The organism is Microseira sp. BLCC-F43 (assembly GCF_041929235.1).
Taxonomy (GTDB): domain Bacteria; phylum Cyanobacteriota; class Cyanobacteriia; order Cyanobacteriales; family Aerosakkonemataceae; genus Microseira.
In genome coordinates this window covers 1-12,440 of record NZ_JBHFNP010000094.1, presented here as the reverse complement: position 1 = coordinate 12,440, position 12,440 = coordinate 1, and the positions used below count along the sequence as shown (strand labels likewise).

The following is a 12,440-nucleotide window of genomic DNA, read 5'->3' as shown; positions in this document are numbered from 1 at the left end:
CATCAAAGCGTTTACACCATCTCTCGAAGCATGGTGGCATGGAGGCGGGAGTTGTCTCTTTCATGACTCAACTCTTAACGTGAAATGTTTGCCATGCCTGAATTATACCTTCATTGGCTCTTAATTTTTGTTTAAGTCCCGATAATTCCTTCCTCACCGTGCTTCGCCGTCACCATCCCGAACTTGCACCCGCTTTAGTGGGTGTGGAAAATGGTTTCGCCCCCTGGCGTCGCTTGGGAACACCTGTGAAATAGTTTTGCAACTTTGTGCGATCGCGCTCTTAAAAGAGAGTGCGATCGCGCTCCCACATTTCATAAACCCAAACAATAACGAACAGCTGCTTCAACTTCTAGCATTTTTGCATCTGATAGCTGCCCAGCAGGTGTAGCAGGAAATCGCCTTTTATCCAAAGAACGAATTTGAAAACACAGAAACACTGTTTCTAAAAGTAATCCACTTTCTGCTGGAGAAACACGCACGTTGGTAGGAAAATCTTGGGGTACATTCTCACCTTTAGTACCAACAACCACAGTCACAACGAGAGGCAATTGGTTAATATTATCAATCGATAAAACTAAAACAGGTCGCTTTCCGGCCTGTTCTTTTCCCTGCACTGGGTTAAGATTGACAAAATAAATTTGCCCTCTCTCAATAGTCATAAATTTTCCATACCATCCATTTCTGTTACGGCAAATTCTTCATTTATTGCAGCAATTTCTGATTGAATATGTGGATCGTTAGCCATTGCTGCTAGTTGGGTTTCCATATATTTGGCATCAGCAAATTTATCTTGTACCTGTGTCCTTTGCCGCACTTTTTTAGCAATACGCTCTAACAACCACAGTTGTTCTTGAGGAGACAATGTATCAATCAAACGGTCAATTTCTAGTAAAGTTGATGAGAGCATTTTACTTGCCTTCGCTTTTATAAAAAATAAATCTAATTAATTGTTTTGCAGTCCTTTCCTACATTGGGATTCAAAATGCAAGCCTGCGATCGCACGCTTCTATTTTAAGTTTCCTCTTTTTCTTCCTGTGTTCCCTTTCGCGATCGCTTCCCGACTGCTTCTTCATAATCCCCAAGCCTTTGGGCGAGCTGATCGGCGATATACTCCTCTAGTGACTTCCCAACCGACATCGCCCTAGCCTTGCACTCAACAAGATGATGTTCTTGACAGGCGTTGATGTAAGTATCCATTGCTGCGTCGAGATTAGCGGTAACCGACTTCCCCGTTCCTGACGCGCTGATCACCATTCCTATGTAGCGCGTAATCGGCAAAGGGTTGGTGGTCAGGCGCTTGTCTGGAAGCTTCTGCAACAGTCCCCGCTCCTGAAGTATTTGTAGCAGTTTGTCCATGTTCATAAAGCTTTACCAAAGAATATAATCTTTTTATAAGCGTTGTGATATTATCATACCAAGTAAAGGACGCCGCGCCTTGGGTCTGGACCACCCAAAACGCGACTTTACCCCCTCTAGTCAAAGCCTAAAGGAGGCACAGACATATCATGTCAAAAAATAGTACCAAGCGGCGAGGCAAAACAGCCTCTTCGCGGAAACTGGCTGATAAAGTTCCAGTAAAAAGCTTTTTTTCCTTGGAAAATCCTGCTTTGCCATTGGCGGACAATCTGGGAGATCCACTCGATGAATCGGAACAGCTGAGACTGATTGCGATTGGATCTGCCAGAGTAGTCACTTCCACGATTAACACGCTGCACTTGTTGAAGTTTGCTCATGTCAGCGAGTGGAGTCGGCTGCTAAGAGCGCCCAATCCTGGAAAAGTGATGAGCATTCTCACAAAACGAATCAGGCTCGATATACCTCCGGCGCGGTAGGCGATCGCTAGATGTTGCATCAGTCTCATAGCCCGCCCTGCAATAAATGATCCTGTTGGCGAATAGATTGAGGGGTTTCACCCCCCAGGTGGCTCTTTCCCAGGTTCCACCTGGGAATGCTGTGCGTGGAGGCAGAGCCTCCTGCGCCAAAAAGAGGCTCTGCCTCCAGATCTGCGTTACCAGGCCGGAGCCTGGTAACGAGGCGATCGCAAACCCCTAACAGAAGCGGGGAGGGGCTTTCAGGCTCCCCCTTCCCTTGGAGGGAAGGGGGTTGGGGGGTTAGGTTTTCCGACTTTACCAACAGCATCATTTATTCTCTGGGGGGCTAATGCGAAAGGTGCAAGATCTCAAGATCGCTTAAGCATTGCTAGTCAACGCATTTGATCTAACGTAAAACTAGGGTGGATATTTTCCACTCTAGTTTTTTCTGCTGGAATGCTAAAAATTTTTCAGGGATATTCGATCAGCAGTGGAGTTTCAGGTACAAAATGAGGAGGATAATTGGTTTTCTTATCACATCCTCGTAAAGACTTAATCGGGAATGGTTCGATCTGTTGTAAATCTCGGACTTCCCAATAAATCACCCAGGAATTTGACTTATCCGTTTCATAAGCTGTGGTTGGGCGAAATTTAGCTCCACCTGGGTGAGTACCGTTGCGGCGCGCCTCCACGTGCCCCACATATACGCCTTGCCAAGATACCATTGCTCCAATTGATTCTCCTGGCATGGAAGCGTAAATAAAAACATTAATCTCTTCTTCGCCTCTAGTTGTATCTATTTTGCGAAACAACTCAAACAACTTACTGCCAAAGGCAACTTTTCCTTGTTGATCGCAGACTTCTTTGGCTGAAATCAGTTCAATTTCTGGAACGGGTGCGAGAATAGCAAATGCACGGTTTATTGACATGGATTTAACTGGATTGAGATAATGTTGCACTTCATTAGTTTATCTAAAATCTTGATTAATTATACCAAGATTTTAGGCTAATTTCCCCCTTGGTAATATTTTACCCCATCTCGGTTTTCAAATTGGGCGTTACTGGCGTGAGCATTTGTTCTAAATAAATCAACACACCGATTGCTTGAATTAAAATTCAACTCGCTTTCTGCCAATGTACAGAAAATGATCGGTCATCCCAAGTCCTTCTGGTGTTGTTGCAGTTTGTTCCACTAAATCCAGCCACGCTTCTACTTCGCTTTCTGGTAATTCAGTTAAACTTTTCTGAAATGCACCCGTAAATGATTCCACGCCAAGCATCGATATTTCCTCAAATTTATTTTCAAACAGCTGGCGGAATTCTGCAACTGTTGTTAAATGAGCCAATCCGATTGGCGGTGCGTGTTCTGGGTCAACATTTCCATCTTGAAGGAATTGTTGGTGAAATTCTTTTCTAGCTGATGCAAGTTGTGGAAATTCTCGAAATAATTCTCTTAGATAAGTCAGGCGATTGATTCCAGCAGCAAACAAAATACCGCCCTGTTTCAGTATTCTGGCTGCTTCATTGACTGCTTGGTTTCTTTCTTCTAACGTACAAAGATGGTAGAGTGGACCCAGCATTAGAACAGCATCAAATATTTCATTTTCAAAACATTCCAAGTTTGTGACTGAAGCTCGGTTAATTGCTTGAATTTGTTGTTCTAAACCCTTTGTTCGCAGCCTTGTTAAGGTTGCATCGAGCAGTTGCTGTGTAATATCGACCAAATAAAGCAAACAACCACGCCGTGCCAGTAATTCTGCATAGTGACCGACTCCGACACCAATATCAGCAACGATTGCACAATTGGGAATATACTTTTGAATGTATCTAGTTGTAATTGCCAACTCTACCGGAAAATATTCTGAGAGTCGAACAGATTCAAAGTCTAAAATAAAATCATAATGTTGAGCAACTTTATCGTGCTGTTCTGGAAATTGGCTCATAGTTTTTGCTCCCTAACTCATCCCTAAGATGGTGCGTTACACTTCGTTAACGCACCTACTTTTTCTTGATTTCTCACGCCTGCCAAGATTAGATTAATCGCCTCCTGGGTATATCGTTCGATCGTTTCTGGATTCATTCTATCTACATCTGGCATTAGATGCTTGATATTTTCATGAGCGTTAAAATAAAACGTACAAATTCCGGCAATTTGAAGGCTGGTCAAAAACGGATCGACTTTGCGAAAGGTTCCCTCTGCCATTCCTCGTTCCAAAATATCGATCAAGTACGCGAATGTTTCTTGCCAATTTCCCAATTTGAAATACTTTCCCTGATTTTGATTCGCTTCTTGAAACCATAGCATCCCCCGTCGTGGGTGTGCTGCTTCGTAAGCAATTGCCTCTCGCACCGCTGTCTTCAATGCTTCCTCTGGCGGTAACTGGTCTAAGTTTAGCTGCTGCAACATCTGGTGCATCTCCACCGCTGGTCGTTGCAGTACTGTTTTATACAGTCCTTCTTTATTCTGGAAGTAGTAATGAATCATCGCCGAGGTGACGCCTGCACGGGATGCGATCGCTTCTATCCTCGCCCCGTTTAACCCGCACTTGGCAAACTCCTCCTCTGCCGCATCCAATATCTGCTTTTGCGTCGCCTCTGGATCTCTCTCCTGCCGACGCTTGTTAGATGAGCGTTGTGACTTTGTTGAATCCCCCACAGATCCCCATCACCCTAACTGCCATCATATCTTAACTAAAAAATTGGTTAGTAGTTGACATTCAGCTTTAGTTACTTCATACTAATTAAACAATTAGTTAAATAATTATGGCGCGTTTTCTCATAGGTACAATACCTGCGGTTGGACACGTCAATCCAGCCGGGCCAATTGCTCGCAAGCTAGTAGATCGCGGTCATCAAGTGTGGTGGTATACCGGGAAAAACTTCCAATCAAAGGTAGAAGCGACAGGCGCACGCCACATTCCCATACGCACGGGAGCGGATTTTTCCGATTTGAATACCCTGCCTGATGATTGGTTAAAAACAAGAGATTCTTTAGCAGGATTGGCACTATTTAAATTTTACCTCAAGCACGCTTTTATTGACGGCGCTGTGGCGCAATTTAAAGACTTAAGCGACATATTAAAGGAGTTTCCTGCGGATGCAATTTTAGCCGATTCTTATTTTCTAGGCGCTGCCTGGATATATGAAAAAGGAGGGCCACCTTGGGCTGCTTTTGGGATTAGTGGATTGGCTTTTAGCAGTCGTGATACAGCGCCTTTTGGATTGGGCATAGAACCTGATAACTCAACGCTTGGACGCTTGCGTAATAGTTGTTTAAACTGGTTGTTTCAGCGAGTTATATTCAACGATGTTACTGTCTATCTAGATCGAATGCGAGGTAGCATTGGATTAATACCCGATTATAAAGATTTTTTAGATGCCACATTATCACCATTACTTTATTTACAAGGAACTGTTCCCGCGTTTGAGTATCCCCGCAGTGAATTGCCAACGCAAGTACATTTTGTCGGGGCGCTTTTACCTGAGCCACCTGCTGATTTCACGCCTCCCATTTGGTGGGATGAATTGAAAAACGGCAAGCTAGTAATCCACGTTACGCAGGGAACTGTAGCGACTAAAGCGGATGATTTAATTGTTCCCACAATTAAGGCACTAGCAGATGAAGATGTGCTAGTTGTGGTAACGACTGGCGGCGAGACAAAAGAAAGTATTAAACTCGATTCAATTCCCAAAAACGTCAGGATAGAACCGTTTATCCCTCATTACCATCTTTTGCCCCACGTTGATGTCATGGTGACCAACGGCGGGTATAACGGCGTGCAGATGGCTTTAGCAAATGGCGTACCCATAGTTGCAGCAGGTCAAACTGAAGAAAAGCCAGAAGTATGTGCCAGGGTGCAGTGGTCTGGAGCGGGTATTAATCTTAAAACAAAGTCGCCTACGCCGACGCAGATAAAAGACGCTGTGAAACAAATTTTATCCTCGTCAAGCTATCGTCAGAAGGCGCAACTTATTCAAGCTGAGATTGCCCGTCACGATGCACCGACTTTAGCTGTTACGCTATTGGAGGAGTTGGCAGCAACGAAACAGCCAGTTTTGAGAGCAGATTAATTACTTATTTTGAGGGAACTTTAATCATGCAGCCTTTGAATAATTCAAGCTCACGCTCATCTAATTTAAGTCATGCCTTGGTGATTGGCGGAAGTATCGGGGGACTATTGGCGGGGCGGGTATTAGCGAATCACTTCCAGCAAGTAACTATTATCGAGCGCGACATCTATCCTGACGCACCCGTACCGCGCAAAGGGGTTCCCCAGTCGCAACACCTGCACGCGCTGCTGACGCGGGGACAAATGATACTGGAAGAGCTATTTCCCGGACTCAAGGACGAACTAATTGCTGCTGGTGCGCCCTTATTGGAAGTCGGGTCAGATTCTGCTTGGTATAGTCGTTTTGGTTGGGCAGTTCGGTTTAATTCTGGGATTAAAATCATCGCACTCAGTCGCGGATTGTTGGATTTCTGCGTGCATCGCCGAATGAATGGGATCCCAAATCTGCGGTTTCTCTTGGGCGCAACGGTAACCAAACTGCTGGCGAATGGGGATAACACGGGTATCGCTGGCGTGTCTGTGCGTTGGCGAAATCCGTCAGATGGCAGCATCCGCGAAGAGCAGTTATTGGCAGATTTGGTAGTGGATGCCAGCGGCAAGACTTCCAAAGCACCAGAATGGCTGAAAGAATTGGGATACATACCACCAAAAGAAACAGTTGTCAATCCATTTGTCGGCTATGCCAGTCGAATTTACCGACGCCCAGAAAACTTTCAGGCGGATTGGCAATCGCTGTTTGTGCAATCCGCACCACCGGAAGGGACGAGGGGCGGGGTGCTGTTTCCGATTGAAGGCGATCGCTGGATTGCCGGGATGGGGGGAATAAATCGCGACTACCCACCCACCGACGAAGCGGGATTTTTGGAATTCGTCCGCAGTCTGCCAACTCCTGCAATCTACGAGGCGATTAAAGAAGCAGAACCTCTGACGCCGATTTATGGTTACAGAGACACAGAAAATCGCCTGCGTCACTACGATAGTCTCCCCCGCTACCCGGAAAACTTTTTGGTTGTAGGACATGCAGCTTGTGCGTTTAATCCAGTTTACGGGCAAGGCATCACCGTTGCCGCGCTAGAAGCACAAACATTAGACAAATGCTTGCATCAGCATTCCAACCGGAATTTTAAAGGTTTTGCGCGACAAGTTCAAAAGCAGTTGGCAACAGTTCATGCCGTCCCTTGGATGGCGGCGACAAGCGAGGATTATCGCAGTCCGGGAACTGAAGGCGGGAAACCGGATTTTTTCACTCAATTGATGCACCGATATATGGATGGGATATTGCAGCTGGCGATGAACAATACTGACGTTTACCGCAGGTTTCTAGAAGTGATGCACATGCTCAAACCATCGACTGCTTTGTTTCATCCCCGCATTTTTATCCAGGTGCTTAGGCAAATTATCCAATCTTCCCCATCATCTCCAGAAAAGAGCGTTGTGAAGGGAGGAGTTGAAAAGGTGATGTCTTGAGAAATGCCAAAGGACTAATTGAATGAACCGCAGAGGACGCAGAGGACGCAGAGGAAGAGAATACAGAGATTTTGACAACTGATGCGCGAATTGTTACATCTTATTGGAGAAAACAATGAATCCTATTTTACCCGGTGCGCCTTGGTTGATTGCTCACAAGTCGATGTTGGGAATTAATAAACCCAATAAGATTACGCTAAACGGGCAAGATTATGTCTTGTGGCAAAACGAAAAACGAGAAGTTTTTGCCCTCGACAATGTATGTCCGCACATGCAAGCACCTTTATCAGATGGGTGGATTTGTAAAGAAAGAAACACCATCGCTTGTCCTTTTCACGCGCTGGAATTTGACGGACAAGGCAGACTTTACCAAGAAGGGAAACAGGATGTAAAACCCGTCGCCAAACCTTTAGAAACAATTATCGTCGGCGATTGTATTTGGACCTATGGTGGATACGAACCAAGAATACCCGTTCCCGATTTAATTCCCAGAATTTCCGAAGGCTTCCAATTTTTAGGCGTGACTGGCGAAAAGAGTATCAACGGTGATTTTCTCACCAACATAAAGATAAACTATGACTACAATCACCAAAATGGAACCCACCGGGAAGTTTTCAAAATCAAGGGAATTGAAGTCAGCGATTATGAGGAAAATGGTTACTGCACCAAGTTGGTACAGAAAGTTATCAAAGATGACAATACCCTGGGAGAAATACTGGCAAATCCAGCCTTATTAACTCTCCCCAAAACCTGGGTAAATCAGTTTGAATACGCCTTTCCTGCATTGACTTCATTGGTTATCAACATTTCCTTGGGACAGGCGATTCAAATTCACGTTCTTTACCCGGAAACCGAAAACAGAACCAAGACATTTCTCCTAGTATTTGGCAAATTTAAACATCCGATTTTAACATCCTTGCTCAAGAATTCATTTCTGAAGGCTGCTGCTACAGTTATCGATCAGGATACAAAAGCGATTGAAAGTTTGTATCCCAAAGAAAAACCAAAAATTAGACTTCCCAATGAAGAGATTATGTTTTATGCAGAAAAACTTTACCGGGAGTGGTAAAGTTTAAGACCATTATAGCGGCAAAGCAGGCCCATGAGCTACACCTTGGTTTGTGTAGCGGCAGCATTAATGCTGCCGCTACACAACCGAAGCCAAAAGGCTGTACTTCACTCGGTTGAAATCCGCTGTAAAATAATAGAGACGCCCCCTCAAAAGCGTCTCTACACCAATAATATGATGTCAGGCTTTTCACCCATAATTAAAACTCAGAGCGTCCCCCTATCCCCGCGTCAGGAGCGTCAGTCCTAACTAAGGGTATTCAAGCGAACATGATATAACCTCTTCTTCTCTCTTTCCTCTGCGTCCTCTGCGCCTCTGCGGTAAAAAAAATTACCGCTTACGTTGAGTTTTAGCAGGTTTACTTTCCTGACTCACGCGATAAAATTTCACTTGATTCAAGGCAGCACTAGCAGATTTTACTACATTACCATCTGAGTCGCGTAAAGCATTTTGGATAAAGGGTATAACTCGTTCGGATTTGATTTTTCCTAAAGCTTCTACCGCAGACTGACGCACTGACGCCGCTGGATCTTTGGTTAATTTACCTAAAACGGGAATAACGCGATCGAGATCGGAACGGCTAGTTTTAGAAGCCGTAATTTTCCCCAAAGCTAATGCAACATTCTGGCGAATATAGCTATCAGAGTTATAAACCAATTCAATTAAGGGGGAAATATAGATACTTGCTCTAGTTTCTCCCCAAGCTAGTATTTTTTCGCCTAATTCCTGCGGATATTTCCTAGCAGTATCGCTAGTTTTAACAGGAGAAGCAACAACCTGTTGCTCTACCTCTACTGGCGCTGTAGAATCATACTGAATCGGTGCAGTTTGTGGCGCTGAATCTAATAAACGCTCTGCTTGTTGTAATTGGGTTTGATACTTGGCTTCCAAAGATTTGATAGTTTCCTGCATCCGCGATTCGTGAGCAGCTTCTAATTCTTTTATCTGATTTTGGTAGTCGGTTTGCCAAGATTGAATTGTTGCTTGCATCCGCGATTGATGAGCAGCTTCTAATTCTTCAGTCGTTCTTGTTAACTGAGATTGAATTGCTTCTTGCATCCGCAACTCGTGAGCGGTTTCTAATTCTTTCAACTGATTCTGATAGTCGGTTTGCCAAGATTGAATCGTTGCTTGCATCTGCGACTGATGAGCAGCTTCTAGTTGCTCTTTTGTTTTGGTTAACTGATTATCGTAATCTCTTTGCAAGGATTTAATAGTTTCTTGCATTCGCGATTCGTGGCTGCTTTCTAAATTATTTTGTAGTTGGCGACTTTGGTTTAAATATTCTTGTTTTTGCTCCTCAAGTTTTTGTTGCATTAGCCAATAGGTTAAAGCTGCTCCAGCTAAAACACCGATTATTCCCAGAATTAATGCTAAGATCATAATGATACCCAAGTCTAATTGAGTCTGGACTTAATATATACTAAGCCAACTTGGGTTCCACAGCTGCGATTGATTGACGGTTACGCAATTCCTGCTCAAAACTCCAAACAGATTTTCTGGGATGCAAACACTTTCCGCAACTTCTCCAATACCGCCTCTGACAGCGCCGATTTTACCAATCCTACCAACTGTCCCCACCCGAACAACTCAGGTATTGAGAGGGTGTAGAGAAATTGATGGGTGTAAAATTCCTGCCAAAACTGGGGCGCAAACTTACTCCTCCAACGCTTGCGCCATCTGACGAAATCTTGAGCCGTAGGGGCATTTACCGCCAAAATCGGCGGAAAATCGGCATAACTAACGAAGCAACTCACCCCTACGCCGTGAACATAGACTACATATTGCCAGCATTCTATGCGCTTAATCTGCTCTGGCGCTATCTTGAATAGTAGGGCGACTGTTTCCTCAGTTACAAATCTCGCCAGGTGGTGTACTGTTGCCGATTTATGGATGATTTTCGATTCTCCGATAACCTGCGATCGCGAACCTAGATCGCTTTGCCATCTGCGCTCTGGTGTTGATACCATATAAATGTCTCCCATATAAATGTCTCCCATTTTTTGGGGTATTTTGGCGATCGCCCTTTAGTTTTCTCGGCTTGGGAGCGATCGCTATTTTAAATCACTCTTTGATTTAATCCAAAATCTTGTAAATTGTCAATATGAGTAAAGGCTTAGTGAGGTTACGGGTACGAGAGTTTGCCGCTGAAAGAGGCTGGACTCTCAAGGAAGTTGCTCAACGCTCCGGTGTTGGCTACAGTACAATTAGCAACTACGCCCGTTCTCCTGGAATGGCAATGGTTGACTTTGCTGCCATTCATAAGCTGGCGCGGACGTTTGATGTAATGATCGAAGACTTGGTTGAAATTCTGGAAGATTAGGTGAGATTGCTCTAGGCAAACACTTTGCGATCGCAGCTGTTGTGTTGATACCATATATCTGTCTCCCATTTTTGGGGTATTTTGGCGATCGCCCTTTTGTTTGCTATACTGGGGGGCGATCGCTTTTAAAATCTGATTTATTATAGGATTCAATTGCGCCGTGAGTCAAGCATGGGTTTAGTCAGAGTGAAAGTTCGAGAACTGGCAGCAGAAAAAGGCTGGACACTCAAGGAGGTTGCTGAGCGTTCCGGGGTGATCTACAGCACAGTGAAAACCTATGCTCGCCGTTCTGAAATGTCGATGGTTGACTTTACCGCTATCTACAAGCTGGCGCGGACGTTTGATGTGATGATTGAGGACTTGGTGGAGATTGTAAAAGAGTAAGCGCTAGCGCATCTAGATCGCTTTGCGATCGCAGCTGTTGTGTTGATACCATATATCTGTCTCCCATTTTTGGGGTATTTTGGCGCTCGCCCTTTTGTTTGCTAGACTGGGGGGCGATCGCTTTTAAAGATAAATTCATTTAACGACAGCAGATTGTCATTTGTCAAGATGGGCAAGGGCTTAGTTAGGTTGCGAATTCGAGAGTTTGCTGCTGATAAAGGTTGGACGCTCAAAGAAGTTGCCGACCGTTCTGGTGTAGGCTACAGCACAATCAGAAACTATGCTCAGTGTCAGGGGATGACAACCGTTAACTTCGCTTACATCCACAGGTTGGCGCGGACGTTCGATGTCATGATTGAAGACTTGGTTGAAATTCTGGAAGAATAGGTGCGATCGCCAACCTAGATCGCTTTGCCATCTGCGATCTGGTGTTGATACCATATATCTGTCTCCCATTTTTTGGGGTATTTAAGCGATCGCCCTTTTGTTTGCGAGACTGGGGGGCGATCGCTTTTAAACTGTGATTATCTTAGGATGCAATTGCGGCGTTTGTCAAGCATGGGTTTAGTCAGACTAAAAATTCGCGAAATGGCAGCTGAGAAAGGCTGGACACTTAAGGAGGTTGCTGAGCGTTCCGGGGTAATATACAGCACAGTGAAAAGCTATGCTCGTCGTTCTGAAATGTCAATGGTTGACTTTACCGCCATCTACAAGCTAGCTCGCACGTTTGATGTGATGATTGAGGACTTGGTGGAAATTCTGGAGGAGTAAGCCATCGGGAATCTCCAACACTTTGCGCTCGCCGCTCTGGTGTTGATACCATAATAGTTACCTCTTGTAGGTATTTGCCTCTGATTTTTTGGGGCATTTTGGCGGTCCCTCTACAGTTTGCCAGACGGGAGGGCGATCGCTTTTAACACGATCGTAATTAAACGATGGTATGCCATCATTTGTCAAGCATGGGGTTAGTTAGAGTAAAAGTCAGAGAACTAGCGGCAGAGAAGGGCTGGACATTCAAGGAGGTTGCAGAACGTTCTGGAGTGATTTACAGCACCGTCAGGCACTATGCCCGTTGTTCTGGAATGTCCACGGTTGACTTTATTTCCCTAAAAAAGCTGGCTCGCACGTTTGATGTGATGATTGAGGAATTGGTAGAGATAGTGGAGGATTGACAATCTCAGGTCTAAAGACACGCTCGATTCTGCTGACAGAGTAAAACTCTCGCTACGACCGTCAAACGTCGTCTACCTAGTCACTCTAAGTCAAGCTTAGGTTCCTATCTACTTTTATTGTTTTCAATGCTTTCGGAGTCCATC

General features: G+C 44.8%; 19 protein-coding genes. 11 read left to right on the top strand and 8 right to left on the bottom strand.

Translation table 11 applies throughout. The features are described from left to right. Positions 1–113: 113 nt before the first annotated feature. The gene (locus tag ACE1CM_RS14485) at positions 114–254 is read left to right on the top strand and encodes a hypothetical protein (RefSeq protein ID WP_374878222.1); all 141 of its coding nucleotides are present in this window, start codon (positions 114–116) and stop codon (positions 252–254) included. A gap of 57 nt (positions 255–311) precedes the next feature. Here ACE1CM_RS14485 and ACE1CM_RS14480 read toward each other — a convergent pair whose 3' ends face one another. The 3 genes from ACE1CM_RS14480 to ACE1CM_RS14470 form a co-directional block, all read right to left on the bottom strand. Next, positions 312–659, bottom strand: coding sequence for a type II toxin-antitoxin system PemK/MazF family toxin (locus tag ACE1CM_RS14480; RefSeq protein ID WP_374878221.1), 348 nt, complete (start codon positions 657–659; stop codon positions 312–314). Continuing rightward, the gene (locus ACE1CM_RS14475; protein WP_374878220.1) at positions 656–907 is read right to left on the bottom strand and encodes a hypothetical protein; all 252 of its coding nucleotides are present in this window, start codon (positions 905–907) and stop codon (positions 656–658) included. The genes ACE1CM_RS14480 and ACE1CM_RS14475 overlap by 4 nt, the downstream gene beginning before the upstream one ends. A 104-nt stretch (positions 908–1,011) precedes the next feature. Further along, entirely contained in the window at positions 1,012–1,362 is a 351-nt protein-coding gene (locus ACE1CM_RS14470) for a hypothetical protein (protein ID WP_374878219.1), read from the bottom strand. Positions 1,363–1,505: 143 nt separating this feature from the next. On the opposite strand from ACE1CM_RS14470, the gene ACE1CM_RS14465 reads away from it, so the two are divergent. After that, positions 1,506–1,832 carry a hypothetical protein gene (locus ACE1CM_RS14465; RefSeq protein ID WP_374878218.1) on the top strand — a complete coding sequence of 109 codons (327 nt, stop codon included), beginning with the start codon at positions 1,506–1,508 and terminating at the stop codon, positions 1,830–1,832. A 449-nt stretch (positions 1,833–2,281) separates the two neighbouring features. Here the strand turns inward: ACE1CM_RS14465 and ACE1CM_RS14460 are convergent, their stop codons facing one another. The 3 genes from ACE1CM_RS14460 to ACE1CM_RS14450 form a co-directional block, all read right to left on the bottom strand. Next, positions 2,282–2,740, bottom strand: a complete 459-nt coding sequence (locus ACE1CM_RS14460; RefSeq protein WP_374878217.1) for a hypothetical protein — start codon at positions 2,738–2,740, stop codon at positions 2,282–2,284. A gap of 180 nt (positions 2,741–2,920) precedes the next feature. Beyond that, entirely contained in the window at positions 2,921–3,754 is an 834-nt protein-coding gene (locus ACE1CM_RS14455) for a class I SAM-dependent methyltransferase (RefSeq protein WP_374878216.1), read from the bottom strand. Between the two features lie 23 nt (positions 3,755–3,777). Continuing rightward, positions 3,778–4,467 carry a TetR family transcriptional regulator gene (locus ACE1CM_RS14450; protein WP_374878215.1) on the bottom strand — a complete coding sequence of 230 codons (690 nt, stop codon included), beginning with the start codon at positions 4,465–4,467 and terminating at the stop codon, positions 3,778–3,780. Between the two features lie 107 nt (positions 4,468–4,574). On the opposite strand from ACE1CM_RS14450, the gene ACE1CM_RS14445 reads away from it, so the two are divergent. The 4 genes from ACE1CM_RS14445 to ACE1CM_RS14430 all read left to right on the top strand — a co-directional run bounded on the left by ACE1CM_RS14445 (position 4,575) and on the right by ACE1CM_RS14430 (position 8,666). Further along, positions 4,575–5,882 carry a glycosyltransferase gene (locus tag ACE1CM_RS14445; protein WP_374878214.1) on the top strand — a complete coding sequence of 436 codons (1,308 nt, stop codon included), beginning with the start codon at positions 4,575–4,577 and terminating at the stop codon, positions 5,880–5,882. Positions 5,883–5,908: 26 nt separating this feature from the next. Next, positions 5,909–7,348, top strand: a complete 1,440-nt coding sequence (locus ACE1CM_RS14440; protein WP_374878213.1) for an NAD(P)/FAD-dependent oxidoreductase — start codon at positions 5,909–5,911, stop codon at positions 7,346–7,348. Between the two features lie 115 nt (positions 7,349–7,463). Next, positions 7,464–8,417, top strand: coding sequence for a Rieske 2Fe-2S domain-containing protein (locus ACE1CM_RS14435; RefSeq protein WP_374878212.1), 954 nt, complete (start codon positions 7,464–7,466; stop codon positions 8,415–8,417). A gap of 33 nt (positions 8,418–8,450) precedes the next feature. After that, positions 8,451–8,666, top strand: a complete 216-nt coding sequence (locus tag ACE1CM_RS14430; protein WP_374878211.1) for a hypothetical protein — start codon at positions 8,451–8,453, stop codon at positions 8,664–8,666. 81 nt (positions 8,667–8,747) lie between these two features. On the opposite strand, the gene ACE1CM_RS14425 is transcribed toward ACE1CM_RS14430, so the two are convergent. Together ACE1CM_RS14425 and ACE1CM_RS14420 are read right to left on the bottom strand one after the other, a co-directional pair. Beyond that, positions 8,748–9,800, bottom strand: a complete 1,053-nt coding sequence (locus ACE1CM_RS14425; protein ID WP_374878210.1) for a HEAT repeat domain-containing protein — start codon at positions 9,798–9,800, stop codon at positions 8,748–8,750. A 95-nt stretch (positions 9,801–9,895) separates the two neighbouring features. Further along, positions 9,896–10,402 (bottom strand): hypothetical protein, encoded by a 507-nt coding sequence (locus ACE1CM_RS14420; protein ID WP_374878209.1) that lies wholly within the window; start codon positions 10,400–10,402, stop codon positions 9,896–9,898. A gap of 119 nt (positions 10,403–10,521) precedes the next feature. Between ACE1CM_RS14420 and ACE1CM_RS14415 the strand changes: the two genes are divergently transcribed. The 5 genes from ACE1CM_RS14415 (at position 10,522) to ACE1CM_RS14395 (ending at position 12,296) form a co-directional block, all read left to right on the top strand. Continuing rightward, on the top strand, positions 10,522–10,740 hold the full coding sequence (locus tag ACE1CM_RS14415) for a helix-turn-helix transcriptional regulator (RefSeq protein WP_226592121.1): 219 nt from the start codon (positions 10,522–10,524) through the stop codon (positions 10,738–10,740). A 171-nt stretch (positions 10,741–10,911) separates the two neighbouring features. Next, on the top strand, positions 10,912–11,124 hold the full coding sequence (locus ACE1CM_RS14410) for a helix-turn-helix domain-containing protein (RefSeq protein ID WP_374878208.1): 213 nt from the start codon (positions 10,912–10,914) through the stop codon (positions 11,122–11,124). 168 nt (positions 11,125–11,292) lie between these two features. Further along, positions 11,293–11,511: a helix-turn-helix domain-containing protein gene (locus tag ACE1CM_RS14405; protein ID WP_226592135.1), complete on the top strand. Its 219-nt coding sequence runs from the start codon at positions 11,293–11,295 to the stop codon at positions 11,509–11,511. Between the two features lie 171 nt (positions 11,512–11,682). Continuing rightward, complete coding sequence (locus ACE1CM_RS14400; RefSeq protein WP_374878207.1) at positions 11,683–11,895, top strand: helix-turn-helix domain-containing protein; 213 nt, start codon at positions 11,683–11,685, stop codon at positions 11,893–11,895. Between the two features lie 188 nt (positions 11,896–12,083). Beyond that, the gene (locus ACE1CM_RS14395) at positions 12,084–12,296 is read left to right on the top strand and encodes a helix-turn-helix domain-containing protein (RefSeq protein WP_374878223.1); all 213 of its coding nucleotides are present in this window, start codon (positions 12,084–12,086) and stop codon (positions 12,294–12,296) included. Positions 12,297–12,440: the final 144 nt, after the last annotated feature.